Source organism: Stenotrophomonas sp. INTA L402-1 (assembly GCF_059295135.1).
Genome location: NZ_JCAFWP010000029.1, coordinates 13071 through 32518 on the forward strand (window position 1 = coordinate 13071; position 19448 = coordinate 32518).

The 19448-nt window shown below is 67.1% G+C and carries 15 protein-coding genes; 9 read left to right on the forward strand and 6 right to left on the reverse strand.

From position 1 onward, the window contains the following. Positions 1–55: 55 nt before the first annotated feature. The 3 genes from AC5O77_RS15735 (at position 56) to pbpC (ending at position 9094) form a co-directional block, all read left to right on the forward strand. Complete coding sequence (locus tag AC5O77_RS15735) at positions 56–1516, forward strand: bifunctional 2-methylcitrate dehydratase/aconitate hydratase (protein WP_478058166.1); 1461 nt, start codon at positions 56–58, stop codon at positions 1514–1516. A 224-nt stretch (positions 1517–1740) separates the two neighbouring features. Next, positions 1741–6648, forward strand: coding sequence for an alpha-2-macroglobulin family protein (locus tag AC5O77_RS15740; protein WP_478058167.1), 4908 nt, complete (start codon positions 1741–1743; stop codon positions 6646–6648). Positions 6649–6712: 64 nt separating this feature from the next. Next, positions 6713–9094 carry a penicillin-binding protein 1C gene (gene pbpC / locus AC5O77_RS15745; RefSeq protein ID WP_478058168.1) on the forward strand — a complete coding sequence of 794 codons (2382 nt, stop codon included), beginning with the start codon at positions 6713–6715 and terminating at the stop codon, positions 9092–9094. Positions 9095–9211: 117 nt separating this feature from the next. Here pbpC and AC5O77_RS15750 read toward each other — a convergent pair whose 3' ends face one another. Together AC5O77_RS15750 and AC5O77_RS15755 are read right to left on the reverse strand one after the other, a co-directional pair. Further along, on the reverse strand, positions 9212–9787 hold the full coding sequence (locus AC5O77_RS15750) for a ferritin-like domain-containing protein (RefSeq protein ID WP_317218238.1): 576 nt from the start codon (positions 9785–9787) through the stop codon (positions 9212–9214). A gap of 29 nt (positions 9788–9816) precedes the next feature. Further along, positions 9817–10299 carry a peroxiredoxin gene (locus AC5O77_RS15755; RefSeq protein ID WP_032127816.1) on the reverse strand — a complete coding sequence of 161 codons (483 nt, stop codon included), beginning with the start codon at positions 10297–10299 and terminating at the stop codon, positions 9817–9819. A gap of 260 nt (positions 10300–10559) precedes the next feature. Here AC5O77_RS15755 and AC5O77_RS15760 point away from each other — a divergent pair, with 260 nt between their 5' ends. Beyond that, the gene (locus AC5O77_RS15760) at positions 10560–11453 is read left to right on the forward strand and encodes a DnaJ C-terminal domain-containing protein (RefSeq protein ID WP_478058169.1); all 894 of its coding nucleotides are present in this window, start codon (positions 10560–10562) and stop codon (positions 11451–11453) included. Positions 11454–11541: 88 nt separating this feature from the next. On the opposite strand, the gene pilH is transcribed toward AC5O77_RS15760, so the two are convergent. Together pilH and AC5O77_RS15770 are read right to left on the reverse strand one after the other, a co-directional pair. Continuing rightward, complete coding sequence (pilH, locus tag AC5O77_RS15765; RefSeq protein WP_005410644.1) at positions 11542–11913, reverse strand: twitching motility response regulator PilH; 372 nt, start codon at positions 11911–11913, stop codon at positions 11542–11544. Between the two features lie 88 nt (positions 11914–12001). Beyond that, positions 12002–12997 carry a YhdH/YhfP family quinone oxidoreductase gene (locus tag AC5O77_RS15770; RefSeq protein WP_478058170.1) on the reverse strand — a complete coding sequence of 332 codons (996 nt, stop codon included), beginning with the start codon at positions 12995–12997 and terminating at the stop codon, positions 12002–12004. A 153-nt stretch (positions 12998–13150) separates the two neighbouring features. On the opposite strand from AC5O77_RS15770, the gene hflK reads away from it, so the two are divergent. The 5 genes from hflK to AC5O77_RS15795 all read left to right on the forward strand — a co-directional run bounded on the left by hflK (position 13151) and on the right by AC5O77_RS15795 (position 17837). Beyond that, complete coding sequence (gene hflK, locus AC5O77_RS15775; protein ID WP_049401370.1) at positions 13151–14284, forward strand: FtsH protease activity modulator HflK; 1134 nt, start codon at positions 13151–13153, stop codon at positions 14282–14284. Beyond that, positions 14281–15144, forward strand: a complete 864-nt coding sequence (hflC, locus tag AC5O77_RS15780) for a protease modulator HflC (protein ID WP_010482785.1) — start codon at positions 14281–14283, stop codon at positions 15142–15144. Before hflK ends, hflC begins: the two co-directional genes overlap by 4 nt. Positions 15145–15211: 67 nt before the next feature. After that, complete coding sequence (locus tag AC5O77_RS15785; RefSeq protein ID WP_005410640.1) at positions 15212–15397, forward strand: DUF2065 domain-containing protein; 186 nt, start codon at positions 15212–15214, stop codon at positions 15395–15397. A 361-nt stretch (positions 15398–15758) separates the two neighbouring features. Then, positions 15759–17051: an adenylosuccinate synthase gene (locus tag AC5O77_RS15790; protein ID WP_014038120.1), complete on the forward strand. Its 1293-nt coding sequence runs from the start codon at positions 15759–15761 to the stop codon at positions 17049–17051. Positions 17052–17168: 117 nt separating this feature from the next. Then, positions 17169–17837 (forward strand): hypothetical protein, encoded by a 669-nt coding sequence (locus tag AC5O77_RS15795; protein ID WP_478058171.1) that lies wholly within the window; start codon positions 17169–17171, stop codon positions 17835–17837. Here AC5O77_RS15795 and AC5O77_RS15800 read toward each other — a convergent pair. Both AC5O77_RS15800 and AC5O77_RS15805 read right to left on the reverse strand, forming a co-directional pair. Next, positions 17773–18447, reverse strand: coding sequence for a M23 family metallopeptidase (locus tag AC5O77_RS15800; RefSeq protein WP_478058172.1), 675 nt, complete (start codon positions 18445–18447; stop codon positions 17773–17775). The two genes, AC5O77_RS15795 and AC5O77_RS15800, sit on opposite strands and share 65 nt — an antisense overlap. Before the next feature lie 4 nt (positions 18448–18451). Next, on the reverse strand, positions 18452–19414 hold the full coding sequence (locus tag AC5O77_RS15805) for a L,D-transpeptidase family protein (RefSeq protein ID WP_478058173.1): 963 nt from the start codon (positions 19412–19414) through the stop codon (positions 18452–18454). Positions 19415–19448 lie beyond the last annotated feature (34 nt).

Here is a 19448-nt window from a genome sequence, read left to right on the forward strand (position 1 = left end):
TTGGCGACTACCGGGATGCGCGGCCTGACCTGCTTTTCTGAAGAGGAGATCGACGATGTCCGACAACCCCACCCCATCCAACGAGCGTGCAGCGTGGGATGCGCTGCTGGTGGACATCGTCGATTACGTGCGCGACGCCCGTATCGACTCACCGCTGGCGTTCCAGACCGCGCACCACTGCCTGCTTGATACGCTGGGCTGCGGGCTGGAAGCGCTGTCCTTCCCGGCCTGCAGCAAGCTGCTCGGTCCCGTGGTGCCGGGCATCAGCGTGGTCAACGGCGCGCGCGTGCCGGGCACGCACTACGTGCTGGACCCGGTGCAGGCGGCGTTCAACCTCGGCGCGATGGTGCGCTGGCTGGATTTCAACGACACCTGGCTCGCCGCCGAATGGGGCCATCCGTCGGACAACCTGGGCGGCATCCTTGCCGTCTGCGATTGGCTGGGTCGCAACGCGCAGGCCCTGCGCCGCCCGCCGCCGACCGTGCAGGACGTGCTGCTGGCGATGATCAAGGCGCACGAGATCCAGGGTGTACTGGCCCTGCAGAATTCCTTCAATCGGGTCGGGCTGGACCATGTGGTGCTGGTCAAGGTCGCCACCACCGCTGTGGTGGCGCAGCTGCTCGGGCTGGATCGCGAACGCATGCTCAATGCAGTGTCGCTGGCCTGGGTCGATGGCCAGGCGCTGCGGACCTACCGGCACGCGCCCAACACCGGTTCGCGCAAGAGCTGGGCCGCCGGCGATGCCACCAGCCGTGGCGTACGCCTGGCGCTGATCGCGGCAACGGGTGAAATGGGCTATCCGAGCGTGCTCAGTGCACCGACCTGGGGCTTCGAGGCTGTGTCCATGCATGGCCAGGCACTGACGCTGGAGCGACCGCTGGGCAGCTATGTGATGGAGAACGTGCTGTTCAAGATCAGCTACCCGGCCGAGTTCCACGGCCAGACCGCAGTGGAGGCAGCGATCACGCTGCACCAGCAATTGCGCGTGGCCGGGCGGCGCGTCGAGGACATCGAACACATCGCGATCCGGACCCAGGACGCCTGCATCCGCATCATCGACAAGCAGGGGCCGCTGCACAACCCGGCCGATCGCGACCACTGCGTGCAGTACATGGTCGCCATCGCGTTGCTGCATGGGCGGCTGGTGGCAGAGGACTACGAGGACGATGTGGCGGCGGATCCGCGCATCGATGCGCTGCGCGCGAAGATGACCTGCCATGAAGACCCGCAGCTCAGCGCCGATTACCTGGACCCGGACAAGCGCAGCATCGCCAACGGCCTGAGCGTGCGCTTCACCGATGGCACCGAGCTGCCGGAGGTGCTGGTGGAGTACCCGCTCGGCCATGCCCGCCGTCGCGAGGAAGGCATTCCGCTGCTGATGGACAAGTTCCGCCGGCACCTGGCCCACCGCTTCCCGACCAGCCAGCAGCAGCGCATCCTGGCCGCATCGCTGGACCCGGTGGCCCTAGCGGCAATGCCGGTGACCGACTACGTGGACCTGTACCTGCCGGTGTAGCAACGCTTTGGTGGATCTGACACCACGCCTGCTTGCCGGGCACGTGGCTCGGCTTGCTTTGGTAGGTGCCAACCTTGGTTGGCATGGCCGACGCCCACCAAGGTTGGCGACTACCGGTTCCGCCGGCCAGCGGCCGGCACTACCCGCCCGGGCAATTGCCGAATTCGCGTCAACACCTTGACGCGGCCTGCCTATAATGGCCGCCTCGATCAAGGAGTGACGACATGAGCGGTCCGGCACGGCGGAAGCGGTGGGGATGGGCGGCGGCGGTACTGGCAGGAGGCCTGTTGCTGGGCCTGGCCGGTTGCCGCAACGACAGCGGGCAGCTGCCCAAGGCCAGCGGTGAAGCCATCACCACCCAGGCCGAGCAGGTGAAGGAGTTCACCCTGCTGCGTGCCTACCCGGACCAGAAGAATGACGGCCTGTCGCTGGCGCTGGAGTTCTCGCGCCCGCTGGTCGGCACCCAGGATTTCGACAAGCTGGTGCGCTTCGAAGAGAAGGTCGGCACCGACGACAGCAGCTGGACGCTGTCCGATGACGGCCTGACCCTGCGCTATCCGTTCGTGGAGGCCGGCAAGGAATTCAGCCTGGTGGTCTCGCCCGACCTGCTGGCCGCCGATGGCAGCCGGCTGGGCATGGAACTGAAGCAGAAGGTGTTCAGCGGCGAGCTGAAGCCGGTGGTCGGCTTCGCCTCGCAGGGCAGCGTGCTGCCGGCCAAGGACAGCCGTGGCCTGCCGGTGGTCTCGGTGAACGTGCCCGAGGTTGACGTCGAATTCCTGCGCGTGCGCGAGAAGGACCTGCCGACCTTCTTCAGCCAGTACCAGCGCGGCGGCCGCCGTGGCAGCTGGGAGCTGAGCAGCGACTACGAACGCAGCCCGATCAACAAACTGGCCGAGCCGGTCTACGTCAACCGCTTCATCCTCGGCGGCAAGAAGAACGAGCGGGTGCTGACCTACCTGCCGACCCAGGACATCAAGGAACTGCAGGAGCCGGGCCTGTACTTTGCCCTGCTCAAGCGCACCGGTGACTACGAAGGCGAGTTCGATACCGCGTTCTTCTCGGTCAGCGACATCGGCCTGCATACCCGTGCCTACAAGGACAAGCTGTTCGTGCACACCGCCGGCCTCAAGGACGGCGCGCCGCTGAAGGGCATCGACCTGCGCGTGCTCGACGCCAAGGGCGAGGTGGTACTGAAGGGCAGCACCGACGGCAACGGCAATGCGCTGCTGAACTACACGCTGGATGCCACCCACGTGCTGGTCGCCAGCACGGGCAAGGACACCAGCTTCCTGCCGTTCAACCAGCCGGCGCTGGACCTGAGCGAATTCGCCGTGGCCGGCCGTGACAATGCCTGGTTCGACGTCTATGCCTGGTCCGGGCGCGACCTGTATCGCCCGGGCGAAACCGTGCGCCTGTCCGCCCTGCTGCGCGACAACGATGGCAAGCCGGTCAAGGCTCAGCCGGTGTTCCTGCGCCTGAAGCAGCCCGACGGCAAGACCTTCCGCGAGACCCGCCTGCAGCCGGGCGAGCAGGGCTACATCAATTTCGAGCAGGTGATCCCCGCCGAGGCGCCGACCGGGCGCTGGCAGGTCGAGTTCCGCACCGACCCGGCGAGCAAGGAAGCGATCCAGGGCATGACCCTGCGTATCGAGGAGTTCCTGCCCGAGCGCATGAAGCTGGACCTGGACAGCGCACAGAAGACGCTGAAGCCGGGTGAGGACCTGCGCCTGCAGGCCAATGGCGCCTACCTGTACGGGGCGCCGGCCGACGGCAACCGTTTCACCGCGCGCATGGCGGTGGCCGCCGAGCAGCAGCCGGTCGAGGGCCTGCCGGGCTACTTCTTCGGTGACCCGACCCTGCAGTTGCCGCGCGAAGCCAAGGACGTGATCGATACCACGCTGCCGGGCAACGGCCAGCTGCGTGAGGATGTGGCGTTGCCGGAAGAGGCGGCCAAGGCCAAGGCACCGATCGCCGTGGTGCTGTCCGGCAGCCTGTATGAAACCGGTGGCCGTACCGTCACCCGTACCCTGAAGCGGGTGATGTGGCCGGCCAACGCGCTGGTTGGCGTGCGCCCGCTGTTCAACCCCGAGGATGGTGCTGATTCCAACGGCAATGCGCGCTTCGAGCTGATGCGCGTGGATGCAGCGGGTGCATCGCAGCCGGCCAAGGGCCTGAAGATCACCCTGGTGCGCGAGCTGCGCGACTACCACTGGACCTTCAACGACAACCGCTGGGACTACGATTTCACCCGCCGTTTCGAGAACAAGGAAACCCGCACCGTCGATGCCGGCAGCAGCGCGGTCGCCTTCGATTTCCCGGTGGAGTGGGGCGAATACCGGGTGGACGTGTTCGATCCGTCCACCGGCCTGACCAGCCGCTACCCGTTCCGTGCCGGCTGGAGTTGGGGCGACGACAACCGCGGTTTGGACGCGCGCCCGGACAAGGTCAAGCTGGGCCTGGACAAGACCGGCTACAAGGCCGGTGACACCCTGGAAGTGACGGTGACCCCGCCGCATGCCGGCAAGGGCATCCTGATGGTCGAGACCGACCGCATGCTGTACGTGCAGGACATCGACGCCAAGCCGGGGTCGACCTTCAAGATTCCAGTCACCGCCGACTGGGAGCGCCACGACGTCTACATCACCGCGCTGGTGTTCCGTGGCGGCAGTGCGCCGAGCAAGATCACCCCAGCCCGTGCCGTGGGCGTGGTGCACGTGCCGATGGACCGCAAGGGCCGCACCGTGGCGGTCGGCCTGGTGGCGCCCAAGCAGATGCGCCCGGAACAGGACCTGCCGGTGACGGTCAGTGCACCGCAGCTGGCCGGCAAGATGGCGCACGTGACCGTCTCGGCGGTGGACGTGGGCATCCTCAACATCACCCGCTTCCCGGTGCCCGATGCCGGTGCGCACTTCTTCGCCCAGCGTCGCCTCGGCATTGATGCCTATGACATCTACAGCCGGGTGATCGAGAGCTTTGACGGCGGTGCCGGCAAGCTGAAGTTCGGTGGCGACATGGCGCTGCAGGCATTGCCGCAGGCCAAGCGCCCGACCGCGCGCGTGCAGACCGTGGACCTGTTCTCCGGCCCGGTGCAGCTCGATGCCAAGGGCATCGCCCGCATCCGCCTGAAGGTGCCGGACTTCAACGGTACCCTGCGGGTGTCGGCGCTGGTCTACAGCGATGACCAGTACGGCAAGCGCGACGTGGAAACCGTGGTGCGCGCGCCGATCCTGGCCGAAGCCAGCATGCCGCGCGTGCTGGCCCCGGGCGACCGCAGCACGGTGACCCTGGACGTGCAGAACTTCACCGGCAAGCCGGGCCAGTTCAACGTGAAGGTGGACACCGATGGCCCGTTGAACCTGGGCGAGGGCAGCCGCAGCGTGCAGTTGAATGCCGATGCCAAGACAACGCTGAGTTTCCCGCTGTCCGCGCGTGAGGGCCACAGCGTGGCCAAGGTGCGCGTACGTGTGGACGGCAACGGCTTCAAGGCCGACCGCCGCTACGAGCTGCCGGTGCGTGCGGCGTGGCCGCAGGTGCTGCGTTCGCAGGTACGTACGCTTGATCCGCTGGCGGCGGTCAGCCTCGACAACAGCCTGACCGATGGCCTGATGTCCGAGTCGGTGAATGCCCGCCTGCTGGTCAGCCCGCTGCCGCCGATTCCGTTCGCCAGTGCACTGCAGGGCGCGCTGAACTACCCGTATGGCTGTGCCGAGCAGACCACCAGCAAGGGCTACGCTGCGTTGATCCTGGACCAGGCGACGTCGTCGATGCTCGGTGCCGACGGGCTGGATGCCAAGACCCGTCGCGAGCGCATGGAAGGTGCGTTTGGCCGCCTGGCGTCGATGCAGGTGGCCAATGGCAACTTCTCGATGTGGGGTGACGACGGCTACGTGAACCCGTGGCTGACCCCGTACATCACCGAGTTCCTGCTCGACGCGAAGGACGCCGGTTTCGCGGTGCCCGACAACGTGCTGCAGAAGGCGCTCAACCGTCTCAGCGAGGATCTGCTGTCCGGTGGCAATCAGTTCTACGGCCAGGACGACCGCGAGAAGCTGAAGTTCGCCAACCAGGCGTATTCGGGCTACGTGCTGGCCAGGGTCAACCGTGCGCCGCTGGGTACCCTGCGCACGCTGTACGACAACGAGCGCAGCAAGGCGGTCGGCGGCCTGTCGCTGGTCCATCTGGGCGTGGCGCTGTCGCTGCAGGGCGATGCCAAGCGTGGCCAGGCGGCATTGGCCGCGGCCTTCGCCAAGTCCAGCAGCGAACGTCCGTCGTACTTCGGCGACTACGGCAGCGCCATCCGTGATGACGCGCTGATGATCGCGCTGACCCACGAAAACAAGCTGGCCAAGCCGGCCTGGGATGCGCGTGCGGTGGATCTGGGCCGTGGCCTGGATGCGCGCCGCAATGCCGGCTGGATGTGGCTGAGCACGCAGGAACAGGTGGCCATCGCCCGCCTTGGCAAGGCACTGGCCGCCAATCAGAAGGCGCTGGTGGCCGGTGAGCTGGTGATCGGTGGCAACACCGAAGCCATCGGCGAGCGCAAGCTGTTCGGCCGCAATTTCAGCGCCAGCGAGCTGGCCAGCGGCGTGCGCTTCACTCCGCAGGGGCAGCCGCCGATGTTCGCCAGCATCGACGTTGCCGGTATCCCGCGCAGTGCGCCGGCACCGGACAACAGCGTGCTGGGCATTGAGCGCAGCTACTTCGGCACCGATGGCAAGCCGTGGTCGCCGCGTCCGCTGAAGGAAGGCGAAGCGCTGATCGTGCGCGTCACCGTCACCGCCGACACCACGATGCCCGATGCACTGCTGACCGACCTGCTGCCGGCCGGCCTGGAGATCGAGAACTTCAACCTGGGCGATGCCAAGCAGTGGGCCGACGTAGTGGTTGATGGCATCACCATCAGCGACCGCGGCGAAGCTGCCGACACCAAGCACGAAGAGTTCCGCGACGACCGCTATGTGGCCGCGCTGAAGCTCTCGCGTGGCAGCAAGGCCAACGTGTTCTATCTGGTGCGTGCGGTGACCCCGGGTACCTACTCGGTGCCGCCGCCGCTGGTGGAAGACATGTACCGGCCGCAGCTGCGTGGCGTCGGCCGCAGCAACCCGACCACGATCACGGTGGTACAGCCGTGACCGCGCGGACGGGCCGCGACGGCGCGGCCCGTCCCGCTGGCAAGCTCCAATCCGGCACGCTGCAATGAGAAACACGACGACGACCCGGCTGGCGGCCCTGCACCGCCGGTTGCGGCCGCTGTGGCCGTGGCTGCGCTGGGGTACGGCGGCCCTGCTGGCACTGCTGCTGGTGCTGGATTTCGCCTTCCCGCCACCGCTGCCGAAGCAACGCGATACCAGCACCTTGGTGGTCGCCGCCGATGGCACGCCGTTGCGTGCGTTCGCCGATGCCGAGGGCGTGTGGCGCTATCCGGCATCGATCGACAGCGTCTCGCCGCTGTACCTGCAGGCGCTGCTGACCTACGAAGACCGCTGGTTCTGGCGCCATCCGGGTATCAACCCGCTGGCCATCCTGCGTGCCAGCGGCCAGCTGCTGCGCGGTGGTCGCATCGTTTCCGGCGGCTCGACCCTGACCATGCAGGTCGCGCGCATCCTCGACCCGCATACGCGCACGCCCTGGGGAAAGCTCAAGCAGATGCTGCGCGCGGTGCAGCTGGAAGTTCACCTGAGCAAGCGGCAGATCCTGGCCCTGTATCTGGAGCGTGCGCCCTACGGTGGCACCATCGAGGGCGTGGAAGCGGCCAGCTGGGCCTATCTGGGCAAGCCGGCGGCGCAGCTGTCACATGCCGAGGCCGCGTTGCTGGCGGTACTGCCACAGGCACCAAGCCGGCTGCGCCCGGACCGCCACCCGGAAGCCGCGCAGAAGGCGCGGGACAAGGTGCTGTCACGCATGGCCGAACTGGGCGCGTGGACGCCGGAGGAAGTGCAGGATGCGCGCATCGAGAACGTGGTGGCGCGCTCGCTGCGGCCTCCGCTGCACGCCGCACTGCTGGCGCAGCGCCTGCACTCGGCGCATCCGGGCCAGGCGCGTATCCAGAGCAGCATCGACATCGGCCTGCAGCGCACGCTGGAAGAACGCGTGGCCAGCTATTTCTCGACGCTGCCCGAGCGCACCTCGGCCGCCTTGCTGGTGGTCGACAACCAGACTCTGCAGGCGCGTGCCTACGTCGGTACGTTGTCCTTTGGTGACCGCCAGCGGCTCGGCCACGTCGACATGGTGCAGGCCTGGCGGTCGCCGGGCTCCACGCTCAAGCCGTTCCTGTATGCGATGGCGCTGGACGATGGCCTGATCCATTCGGAAAGCCTGCTGGTTGATGCGCCACAGAGTTTCGGCAGCTACCGGCCCGGCAATTTCGACATGGCCTTCAATGGGCCGATCGGCGCGTCCAGCGCATTGCGCCTGTCGCTCAACGTGCCCTCGGTGGACCTGCTGCAGCGGGTCGGGGCTGCGCGCTTTGCTGCGCGGCTTTCACACTCCGGCATCCAGCTGCGCTTCCCGCCGGGCAGCACGCCCAACCTGTCTTTGATTCTGGGCGGCACCGGTGCGCGGCTGGAAGATCTGGTCGGCGCGTTCGCGGCGCTCAACCGCAACGGCATTGCTGGACGTGTGCGCTACACCGATGACGAACCGATGATCGAGCGGCGCCTGGCCTCGCCGGGCGCAAGCTGGATCGTGCGCGAAATGCTGGAATCGAACCCGCGCCCAGGCTACAGCGCTGGCACCTTCGATGTTGGCGGTCGCCCGCGCGTAGCCTGGAAGACCGGTACCAGCTATGGCTATCGCGATGCGTGGGCGATTGGCAGCACGCGTCACTACACCGTGGGTGTGTGGGTGGGCCGACCGGACGGCACGCCGTTGCCCGGCCAGTACGGTGCGGTCACTGCACTGCCGCTGATGTTCGAGGTGGTCGACAGCCTGCCGCGCCAGCGCGGCGATTCAGCGGCGGCACCGATGCCGTCCAGCGTCAGTAAGGAAGACATCTGCTGGCCAACCGGCGAACGCGCCGAAGGCCTGCCGACGGCACTGTGCCAGCGGCGGATGTCGGCCTATCTGCTGGACGGCGCGGCACCACCGACCTTCCCCGAGCGCGAGGCGCGGCGCTGGCAACCGGGCCGGCAGCGTTACCTGGCTGATGCGCGGACCGGACTGCGTGTATCGGCCGATTGCCGTAATCCACATGAGGAAGTAGCGCGCGAGATCGCGCGCTGGCCGGCGTTGTTGTCACCGTGGCTGCCCAAGGCCACACGCGCTGCCTCGCAGTTGCCGGCGCTGTCGCCGGATTGCCGCGACGACGGGCGTGAGGCCAGCGTGGCCCTGCACATCGATGGCCTCAATGATGGCGCTGCACTGGCGCGTGCACCCAATGCCGAACATGGCGTGCGCCTGCAGCTGCGCGCGCTGGGCAGCGAGCAGGCGGTGGACTGGCTGCTGGATGGACGCTGGATCGCACAGACCCACGGCGCGCAGTTGATGCAGCGCGAGTTCGCCGATCCGGGTGCACACACTTTGACCGCGCTGGCGGCCGATGGCGCGTGGACGCAGGTAAGGTTCAACGTCCTGCGGTAGGTGCTGGGAATGGCCCGGCGACCCGACGGATCCATGCTCTGGTAGGTGCCAACCTTGGTTGGCACGCGATAAATGCGCCCACCAAGGTGGGCATCTACCAAGGCGTATGCGGGGCCGCTATTCCCCGATCCACCCATCCAGCAGGTCGGCGAACTCGTCGGCGTGCTCCTCTTCCTGCGCCAGTATCTCTTCAAGGATGCGCTTGGTGGTGGTATCGCGGTCGCCGATGAAGTTGATCATCTCGCGGTAGCTGTCGATGGCGATGCGTTCGGCCACCAGGTTCTCGCGCACCATGTCGCGCAGGTCGCTGCCTTCCTTGTACTCGGCATGCGAGCGCGCGGTCAGCGTGTCGGGGTTGAAGTCCGGCTCGCCGCCGAGCTGGACGATGCGCTCGGCCAGCTTGCCGGCGTGCGCCTGTTCCTGCTGTGCATGTTCGAGGAATTCGGCTTTCACCGCGTCGGCCAGCATGCCCTTGGCCATGAAGTAGTGCCGGTAGTAGCGCAGCACGCACACGTACTCGGTGGCCAACGCATCGTTGAGCAGCTTGATCACGACCTTTCGGTCGGCGCTGTAGCTGTCGGTGATCGCACCGTCTTCGATATTGCGACGGGCGCGTTCGCGCAGGGTCTTGCGGTCACTGATGCCGGGCAGCTTTGCGGCAGGCTTTGCGGCTTTGGCTGGCTTGGTGGACATGGCTGGCCGTTTCCTCTTGGGGTGGAAGATCAGGTTGGCAGGTGCTCCAGCACGTATTCGGCCGAAGACACTTCGAACTGGCCGGGCTGCTCGATCCAGGCCGCACGCACCACGCCATCCACCACGTACAGGGCGAAACGGCGTGAGCGGATGCCCATGCCCGAGGCGCTGGCGTCGAGCTCGAGGCCGAGCGCCCGGGTCAGTTCGGCATTGCCGTCGGACAGCATCAGCAGGCCGTCGGGCACGCTCTGGTCGGCGGCCCAGGCCTTCATCACGAATGGGTCGTTGACGGCCATGCAGTAGACATCAATGCCGCGCTGGCGGAAGGCCTGGAATTTCTCGACGTAGCCGGGCAGGTGGCGCGCCGAGCAGGTCGGGGTGAACGCGCCGGGCACGGCGAACAGCACCACCTTGCGTGCGTCGAACAGCGAATGCGTATCGAGCGTTTCGATGCCCTCGCGGATGCGCTTGAGGGTCACTTCCGGAATGCGGTCGCCGACATGGATGGTCATGGGGAACTCCTTGCTGGGGCAGGCTAGTGGGCCGGATGGGACAGGGGCGTCAAGACATTGGAAAACCCGTGTGCAGGCCCCATCTTCAGGCTTTGCGGCGGGGGCTTCCAGCCACAGCGTGGCGCATGGGGATGGCAGCCGCATTGCGCAGGATCAGTCGGCCTCACCGTGGCCGCACGAGGGGCGGCGTAGCATGCCGGCGCGTAGAATGAACCCGGGGCGGCGCCACCGGCGCGGCCGAAGCAGATCGAGGTAGCTGGATGGAATTCAAGGATTACTACGCCACCCTGGGGGTGGAACCGAGCGCGGGCGAGGCGGAGATCAAGACCGCCTACCGCCGGCTGGCACGCAAGTACCACCCGGACGTCAGCAAGGAGGCCGGGGCCGAAGACAAGTTCAAGGCGGTCAACGAGGCCTACGAGGCGCTGCGCGATCCGGAAAAGCGCGCGGCCTACGACCAGCTGCGCGCGCAGGGCTATCGCCCGGGCGAGGAGTTCAACGTGCCGCCGAACTATGGTGGTGCTGGCGGTTTCAATTTCGAGGAAGTATTCGGCGGTGGCGGCCCCAATGGCGGCTTCAGCGACTTCTTCGAGAGCCTGTTCGCGCGCCAGCGTGGCGGTGGTGGCGCTGGTCCGGGGCCGGGCTTCAGCAGCCAGGGCCACGCGCCCAACCGCGACACCCGCGCCAAGCTGTCGGTTCCGCTGGAAGCGGCCTACAGCGGCGACAGCCTGCGCATCACCGTCAACGGCAAGCAGCTGGACGTGCGCGTGCCCAAGGGCATCCGCCCAGGCCAAGTGATCCGGCTGGCCGGGCAGGGCAACCATGGCGGCAACCTGCTGCTGGAAGTGGAATATGCCGCCCACCCGCAGTTCGAGGTCGATGGCCGCAACATCCTCTATACGCTGCCGGTCACGCCGTGGCAGGCCGCGCTGGGTACGAGCATCAGCGTGCCGACCCTGGGTGGAGCGGTGGAATTGAAGATTCCGGCCGATTCCGATGCCGGTCGCAAGCTGCGCCTGCGTGGCCGTGGGCTGCCAGGCAATCCGGAGGGCGACCAGATCGTCGAGATCGAGATCCTGGCCCCGGCCGCGACTGACGAGGCGCAGAAGAAGGCCTACCGGAACCTGGCCAAGGCCTTCGGCGAGACCATTTGAAGGTAGTGCCGGCCGCTGGCCGGCAACTTCATTGCCCGGGACGGTGATGCGTGGTTGCCGGCCAGCGGCCGGCACTACCGCGCGTGTCTCAGCCCTGCCCGGCGAACACCCGTTCCAGCACCTCGGACAGTTCGTCTTCCGAGAACGGCTTGGTGATGTAGGCCTTGGCGCCCTGGCGCATGCCCCACATGCGGTCGGTGTCCTGGTCCTTGGTGGTCACCAGGATCACCGGGATATGCCGGGTCGCCTCGTCGCGGGCGAGGGTGCGGGTGGCCTGGAAGCCATTGAGGTTGGGCATCACCACGTCCATCAGGACCAGGTCGGGCAGCTCGGCCTTGGCGGTTTCGACCCCGGCGGCGCCATCGGTGGCGGTCAGGATCTGGTGCCCGAGCTTCTCGACGATGCGCTGTATCCCCAACAGCTGCGACGGTGAGTCGTCGACGATCAGAATGCGTGCCATGTTGTTCCCCATGTAATGCCCGCAGTGTAGTGCGGGCCCATTACCGGCGGGAGGGGCGCGTCTGCCGTCCGTCGCCTGCCTGCGACGTTCAGTCGATCCGCACCACGGTGCGGCCCAGCGAACCGCCGGCCAGCATCCGCTCGAACACCGCCGGCAGGCCGTCCAGGCCGACTTCGGCGGTACAGATGCGGTCCAGGTGTTGCGGCTTCCACTCATTGCCCAGCCGCGCCCACACTGCTTCGCGCAGCCCGCGCGGTGCATTGGCCGAGGACACGCCCAGCAGTGACACGCCGCGCAGGATGAACGGCATCACCGTCATGTCCAGTTTCGGGCTGGCCGCGAGGCCGGCACTGACCACGCTGCCATAGGGCACGGTCTGCGCCAGCAGGCTGGCCAGCATGTCGCCTCCGGCATTGTCGAGGCCCCCGCCGAAGCGGGCCGATTGCAGTGGGCCGGTGTCGGACAGTGCCTCGCGCGGCAGTACTTCGCTGGCGCCGATGTCGTGCAGGAAACCGGTCTGTTCGGGTTTGCCGCTGACCGCGTGCACCGTGTAGCCGGCGCGGCTGAAGATCGACAGCGCCAGCGCGCCCACACCACCGCTGGCGCCGGTGACCGCCAGTGGGCCGAGCTCCGGTGTCTGCCGGTTGTCCTGCAGGCGCAGCAGCGCCAGCGCTGCCGTGAAGCCGGCGGTGCCCAGCACCATCGCCTCACGGGGGGTCAGTCCGGCCGGCTGTGCGATCACCGCGCTCGATTCCAGCCGCACGTACTGGCTGTAGCCCCCATCGCGGGTTTCGCTGAGGCCGCAGCCGGTGGCCAGTACCGCATCGCCTTCACGCCAGGCCGGGTCGGTGGATGCCACCACGGTGCCGGCCACATCGATCCCGCCGACCAGCGGGAAGCGGCGCAGGATCCTGCCCTTGCCGGTGCCCGCCAGCGCATCCTTGTAGTTGACCGAAGACCACTGGGCGCGGATCAGTACCTGGCCGGGGTTGAGGTCGTCGACAGTGAGCTGGGCCAGGCCGCTGCGGTAGCCGGCGGCGTCGTTTTCGATGCGGAAGGCGGTGAACGGGGTGGTGGGGGCCATCGGCGTTGCCTGACTTCGAGGAAAACGTCACCTTACCCCGTTGCCCCCCTTTCGATCCTGCCGATCCGCCCCATCTTGTATGATCGGTGATGGTTTCACGGCTGGTGGTGCGGGAAGGGCCCGCGCCGCAGCCCAAATCTTGATGGAGCGTGCATGGCCTGGAATACACCCGGCGGCAACAAGGGCGGACAAGGCCCCGAGGACAATCGACGCGGGCCCTTCGGGTCGCGCGGCGGTGGCAATGGTGGTGGCTGGGGCGGACTGCCCGGGCCGCTGAAGGACCTGTTCGACGGTGGCATCATGCGTTGGGTGGTGGCAGCCGTGGTGTTGCTGGTGCTGTTCTCCAGCTTCCAGCTGATCGGCGAACAGCAGCGTGGCGTGGTGCTGCGCTTCGGCCAGTTCTCGCGCATCCTGCAGCCCGGCCCGAACTTCAAGCTGCCGTGGCCGATCGAATCGGTCACCAAGGTCAACGCCACCGAGATCAAGACCTTCTCGATCCAGGTGCCGGTGCTGACCCGCGACGAGAACATCGTCAACGTCTCGCTGAACGTCCAGTACCGCATCGACGACCCGCAGCAGTACCTGTTCGGCACGGTTGATGCCAACCAGGTGCTGGAGCAGTCGGCGCAGAGTGCGGTGCGCGAGGAAGTCGGCCGTGCCGACCTCAACGCCGTGCTGAACAACCGTGGCCCGCTGGCCGTGGCTGCTGAAGAGCGCCTGCAGGCGCTGCTGAAGGCGTTCAAGACCGGCCTGACCGTGACCGGCCTGACCCTGCAGGACGCCCGTCCGCCGGAAGAAGTGAAGCCGGCCTTCGACGAGGTCAACGGTGCCCAGCAGGTCAAGGAACGCCTGATCAACGAAGCCCAGGCCTACGCCGCCAAGGTCGTGCCGGAAGCCCGAGGCCAGGCCTCGCGCGCCCGTACCACCGCCGAAGGCTACAAGCAGGCCGTGGTCTCCAAGGCCGAGGGTGACGCGCAGCGCTTCAGCCTGTTGCAGGCCCAGTACAAGGACGCCCCCGAAGTGACCCGCAAGCGCCTGTGGCTGGAGACCGTGCAGCAGGTGCTGAGCGAGAACCGCAAGGTGATCGGTGGCGATGGCCGCCAGCTGATCTACGTGCCGATGACCGGCGATACCCGTCCCACCACCTCGGCGCCGCCGGGAGTGACCAATCCGGAGGTGGTGATGCCGTCGCTGCCGGGTGCAGCGGCGGAAGCTTCCCGTGATCCGGGCCGGCCGGTGGGCCGCCCGACCGGGCGACCGAGCGGCCGTGAGGAGGGCAGCCGATGAAGAGTCCTATCTGGATCGCCGTGATCGTGGCGGTGGTGCTGGGCCTGCTTGGCTCGGTGTACGTGGTCCGTGAGGACCAGACCGCCATGGTGCTGAACCTGGGCAAGGTGGTGCGTTCGGACATCAAGCCGGGCCTGCACTTCAAGGTGCCGGTGGTGGAAACGGTGAAGGTCTTCGACCGCCGCTTCCAGGTGCTCGACACCGCCCCGGCGCGTTACTTCACCGCCGAGCAGAAGGACGTCAGCGTCGACTTCTTCGCCATCGGCTACATCTCCAACGTGGGTGACTACTTCCGTGCCACCGGTGGCGATCCGCGCATCGCCAATGCCCGCCTGGCACCGATCATCACCGACTCGCTGCGCAACCAGATCAACTCGCGCACCCTGCAGCAGCTGGTCTCCGGCGACCGCAGCGAGCTGATCGCCGAGCAGCTGAAGGGGATCAACGAAGCGGTGGCCGGCCTCGGCATGCAGATGATCGACCTGCGCATCAAGCAGGTGGACCTGCCCACCGACAGCCAGGTGATCAATGACGTGTACGAGCGCATGCGCGCCCAGCGCAAGCAGGAAGCGGCCAAGCTGCGTGCGGAGGGCGAGGAGCAGTCGCTGACCATCCGCGCCCAGGCCGACCGTGACAGCACCGTGCTGATCGCTGAGGCCGAGCGTGATGCACAGCGCCTGCGCGGTGAAGGCGACGCCGATGCGGCGCGTATCTACGGCAAGGCCGGCTCGGCCGACCCGTCGTTCTATGCGTTCTACCGCAGCCTGGAGGCCTACCGTGGCTCCATGACCGACGGCAACGGCGTGATCGTGCTCGACAAGAACGACCCGTTCCTGCAGTACCTGAAGAACGACCGCTGAGGTCGCAGGGCAGTACCCCACGGGGCCCGGCCAGATGCCGGGCCCCGTGCTTTTTCCGGAGTCCCCCATGAAAGATCTGTTCGCCGCCGTCTGCCTGGTGGCGGTGCTGGAAGGCCTGTTCCTGTTCGTCGCCCCGTTCGCCTGGAAGCGCATGGCCGAGCGCCTGCTGGACCTGCCCAGCCCAGCCCTGCGCAGCTTCGGCGGGCTGGTGCTGCTGGCCGGCCTGAGCCTGCTGTGGTGGGCGCGGCATTGAAAGGGTAGTGCCAGCCGCTGGCCGGCAACCTGGGATTGCCGGCCAGCGGCCGCCTGCGTTCACATGCGTGGCCCGGCTCTGGTAGATGCCAACCTTGGTTGGCATTGCCGGCCAGCGGCCGGCACGACCGGGCGAGGCGGCTGACCGGCCGGTGAAGCCGTCCGTCGGAAAGGTGGCACCCGACCCCGGAAACCCGGATAATGCACAAAAGCCGGACGGGCCTCCCCGTTCGGCTTTTTCCGTGTCTGGGCCTTCCATCGTCGGCTGCTCCCCGTTTGGAGCCGCCCTCAAGGTGCTGGCCAGCCCCGCCACGGTTCAACCGTCCGCGGCCCCGATGGCCGCAACATATGAGGAGCCCGTCATGGGTCAGTCTGTCGTAGTGTTGGGTGCCCAGTGGGGCGATGAAGGCAAGGGCAAGATCGTCGATCTGCTCACTGAGGAAATCGGCGCCGTCGTGCGCTTCCAGGGCGGCCACAACGCCGGCCACACCCTGGTCATCAACGGTAAGAAGACCGTCCTGCACCTGATCCCGTCGGGCATCCTGCGTGACGATGCGCTGTGCCTGATCGGCAACGGCGTGGTGATCTCGCCGGCCGCGCTGCAGAAGGAAATCGCCGAGCTGGAAGCCTCCGGCGTGGAAGTGCGTTCGCGCCTGAAGATCTCCCCGGCCGCGCCGCTGATCATGCCGTACCACATCGCCCTGGACCAGGCGCGCGAGCGCGCTGCCGGCGGCAAGGCGATCGGCACCACCGGCCGTGGCATCGGCCCGGCCTACGAAGACAAGGTGGCGCGTCGCGGCATCCGCATCGCCGACCTGCATTACCCGAAGCAGCTGGAAGAACTGCTGCGCACCGCGCTGGATTACCACAACTTCGTGCTGACCAAGTATCTGAACACCGATGCGGTCGATTTCCAGAAGACCTTCGACGAAGCGCTGGCCTTCGGCGAATACGTGCAGCCGATGAAGTCCGACGTGGCCGGCATCCTGCACGACCTGCGCAAGCAGGGTAAGCGCGTGCTGTTCGAAGGCGCGCAGGGTGCGCTGCTGGACATCGACCACGGCACCTACCCGTACGTCACCAGCTCCAACACCACCGTGGGTGGTGCACTGGCCGGTTCCGGCGTCGGCGCCGATTCGATCGACTACGTGCTGGGCATCGCCAAGGCCTACGCCACCCGCGTCGGCGGCGGCCCGTTCCCGACCGAGCTGGACGACGAAGTCGGCCAGGGCATCCGTGACCGCGGCGCCGAGTACGGTGCCTCGACCGGCCGTCCGCGTCGCTGCGGCTGGATGGACATCGTCGCGCTGAAGCGCGCCGTGGCCATCAACGGCATCAGCGGCCTGTGCATCACCAAGCTGGACGTGCTGGATGGCATGGAAAAGCTGAAGGTCTGCATCGCGTACGAATACAACGGCAAGCGCACCGAGTACGCGCCGCTGGACGCGCAGGGCTGGGAAGACTGCACCCCGGTGTACCTGGAGTTCCCGGGCTGGAGCGAGAACACCCACGGCATCACCAACTGGGACGACCTGCCGCCGGCCGCACGTGCCTACCTGCGTTCGCTGGAAGAGCTGGCCGGTTGCCCGATCAGCATCGTCTCCACCGGCCCGGACCGCGACCACACCATGGTCCTGCAGGATCCGTTCGCCTGAGGTAGCGCCGGGCGCTGCCCGGCGTAGGTGACAGGAAGAGCCCCGCGAAAGCGGGGCTTTTTCGTTACTGTGTCGGCACGGCCAGCAGAGAGGTGACGTGATGACCCGGATGTCAGCGTGAAGGGCGTAACGGTGGTGCGGATCACCCTGTGGGTGCTGTGGAGCCTGTGGGCGCTTGCCTGCGCGGTGCTGGTGCTGGGCGCGATCGCCAACCACATGGCCTCACGCACGCAGGTGCTGCCTCTGGTGCTGAGCCCGGGTGCGACGGCCGAGGTCACGGTCTACCGCTTCATCGATGACCAGTTGCGGCTGCGCCTGCGTTACGCGGATGACGGTACTTCCACGGCGATCGGTCCTGAGGTGCGCCTGCACGCGGAAACCCCGACAGATCAGACCGACTTCCGCGCCGAAACGCGTTCGGGCGTGCCGGGTTCCGGCATCACCCGCGCGCTGGAATCGGTTGAACCTGCTGGATTTGCCGCCTCGTATTTCGGTTATGGCCGAGGGGATGCGCTGCCGCGCGGCCGTTCCTGGCTGCGGCTGACTGTGCTGGAGGTCGACCCGGCGCTGGCCGGTCGCACGGCCTCGGTGGAACTGCTGCCGCCGATGGACGTGCTGAAGCTGACCGACCTGGACTATGTGTGGTTGTGGCCGTTCTTTTTCTGGAAGGTGGCCGCGCTGTTCCTGCTGATTCCGGGGGCTGCCTTGGCGGTATTCACCATCACCTTGCGGCGTTGGCAGCGTCGGGCATCGAAGCAGCCGATTTCAGTAGCGGATACGGGTTGATCGATTCGCCCTTCCACCACTGCTTCTCCGGGCCCAACACGTGCACTTCGAAGTGCAGGTGCGGAGCCTCGGCGCTGGCGTTACCGGTGCTGCCCACGTAACCGATCACATCTCCGCGCTTGATCACCTGCTTCTCCGCCAGGCCATCGGCGTAGCGCTGCAGATGCGCGTAGTAGTAGCACCAGCGCCCGCTGGGCTCGAACTGGTAAATCGTCAAGCCGCCGCGCTCGCTGTCGAACAGTTTTTCCACCGTTCCATCGGCCACCGCCAGGACCGGCGTACCGGTATCGGCCATGATGTCGATCGCATCGTGTACGCGTCCTTCGCTGCGGGCATCGGTGAAGGTATCGCGCAGCTGGGACGCCTGGATACCCTGCACCGGCAGCAGCAGACCGGATGGTGCATCCGCAGTCTGCGCGGCCGACGGCGCGGTGTTGGCGGGTGGGGCTGTTGCGGGTGTCGCTACAGATTCCTTCGCCGGCGCCGCTGCCAGTGCCGATTGCGCTTGCGGCAGCGGGGCGGGTACCGGATCACCCGCATCGCGGTGCAGCCACCAGCCTGCACCCAGCCCCAGCAGAACGCCCAGCACGATCAGTTGCGAAAGGCGCATCGGCTCACTCCTGCATCACCACGGGTACCGAGGTATCCACGGCATCGGCCACGCGCAGCGCATCCCAGTTGGTCATGCGCACGCAGCCATGCGATTCGGTCTTGCCCACATGGCCGGGTTCGGGCGTGCCATGCAGGCCGTAATGCGGCTTGGACAGATCGATCCAGACCCGCCCGACCGGATTGTTCGGACCCGGTGGCAGGGTGGCCTTCTTTTCGCCCTTGCGGGCATCCCATAACAGTTTCGGGTTGTAGTGGAACGGCGGGTCGCGGTAAACGCCCAGGATCTTCCATTCGCCGATCGGTAACGGGTCGTGCTGGCTGCCCGACGACACCGGCACCTGTGCGATCACCTTGCCCTGCGCATCCAGCAGCTGCAGCGTGGAGTCGGATTTGTCGACCACGATCTTCGCCGCCTTCGGCAATGCGGCCAGTGCGATGTTGGGTACCTGGATGCGGCTGCCAGCCTTGGTCAGGTCCACGCCGGGATTGAGCACCTTCATCAGCTCAGGGGAGGCATGGAAGCGCTCGCCGAGGGCTTCTTCCACACTGCCGTAGCCCAGCGATGTGAGCTTGGCCTGGGCGGCGGGTCCTTTCGGAGTGGCCTGGAACGGACCGGCGACATCCTCAGCAGTCAGCGTGTAGCTGGCCAACGGCCCAATGGTATCCGCCTGCAGGGCCTTCCAGGTGGCGTCGTCCAGTTCACCCGTTACGTCCAGCCCATGCGCTGCCTGGAAACCCGACACCGCGCGTCGCTGGTTGCTGCCCACCTCGCCATCGATCTGGCCAGGGGAGAAGTTCGCGCGATCCAGCAGCACCTGGGCGTGCAGCGCGGAGTGGGGTGCGGTGTCCGGTCCGGCCGTTTCGGCAATAGGTGCGGGCAGGTGGGGCGGCGGCGCCTGCGCGAAGGCTGGCGACGCCAGCAGCGAGAGAGCGAGCAGGGTGGATCGGGACACGGGCAAGGGCATTGGGATCTCCAGCAGGTCACGCCACCACCTTGCC

Bases quoted from the DNA above. Each gene is read 5' to 3' on its own strand.
- AC5O77_RS15735 (WP_478058166.1), top strand. From the start codon at position 56: ATGTCCGACAACCCCACCCCATCCAACGAGCGTGCAGCGTGGGATGCG.
- AC5O77_RS15740 (WP_478058167.1), top strand. From the start codon at position 1,741: ATGAGCGGTCCGGCACGGCGGAAGCGGTGGGGATGGGCGGCGGCGGTA.
- pbpC (WP_478058168.1), top strand. From the start codon at position 6,713: ATGAGAAACACGACGACGACCCGGCTGGCGGCCCTGCACCGCCGGTTG.
- AC5O77_RS15750 (WP_317218238.1), bottom strand. From the start codon at position 9,787: ATGTCCACCAAGCCAGCCAAAGCCGCAAAGCCTGCCGCAAAGCTGCCC.
- AC5O77_RS15755 (WP_032127816.1), bottom strand. From the start codon at position 10,299: ATGACCATCCATGTCGGCGACCGCATTCCGGAAGTGACCCTCAAGCGC.
- AC5O77_RS15760 (WP_478058169.1), top strand. From the start codon at position 10,560: ATGGAATTCAAGGATTACTACGCCACCCTGGGGGTGGAACCGAGCGCG.
- pilH (WP_005410644.1), bottom strand. From the start codon at position 11,913: ATGGCACGCATTCTGATCGTCGACGACTCACCGTCGCAGCTGTTGGGG.
- AC5O77_RS15770 (WP_478058170.1), bottom strand. From the start codon at position 12,997: ATGGCCCCCACCACCCCGTTCACCGCCTTCCGCATCGAAAACGACGCC.
- hflK (WP_049401370.1), top strand. From the start codon at position 13,151: ATGGCCTGGAATACACCCGGCGGCAACAAGGGCGGACAAGGCCCCGAG.
- hflC (WP_010482785.1), top strand. From the start codon at position 14,281: ATGAAGAGTCCTATCTGGATCGCCGTGATCGTGGCGGTGGTGCTGGGC.
- AC5O77_RS15785 (WP_005410640.1), top strand. From the start codon at position 15,212: ATGAAAGATCTGTTCGCCGCCGTCTGCCTGGTGGCGGTGCTGGAAGGC.
- AC5O77_RS15790 (WP_014038120.1), top strand. From the start codon at position 15,759: ATGGGTCAGTCTGTCGTAGTGTTGGGTGCCCAGTGGGGCGATGAAGGC.
- AC5O77_RS15800 (WP_478058172.1), bottom strand. From the start codon at position 18,447: ATGCGCCTTTCGCAACTGATCGTGCTGGGCGTTCTGCTGGGGCTGGGT.
- AC5O77_RS15805 (WP_478058173.1), bottom strand. From the start codon at position 19,414: ATGCCCTTGCCCGTGTCCCGATCCACCCTGCTCGCTCTCTCGCTGCTG.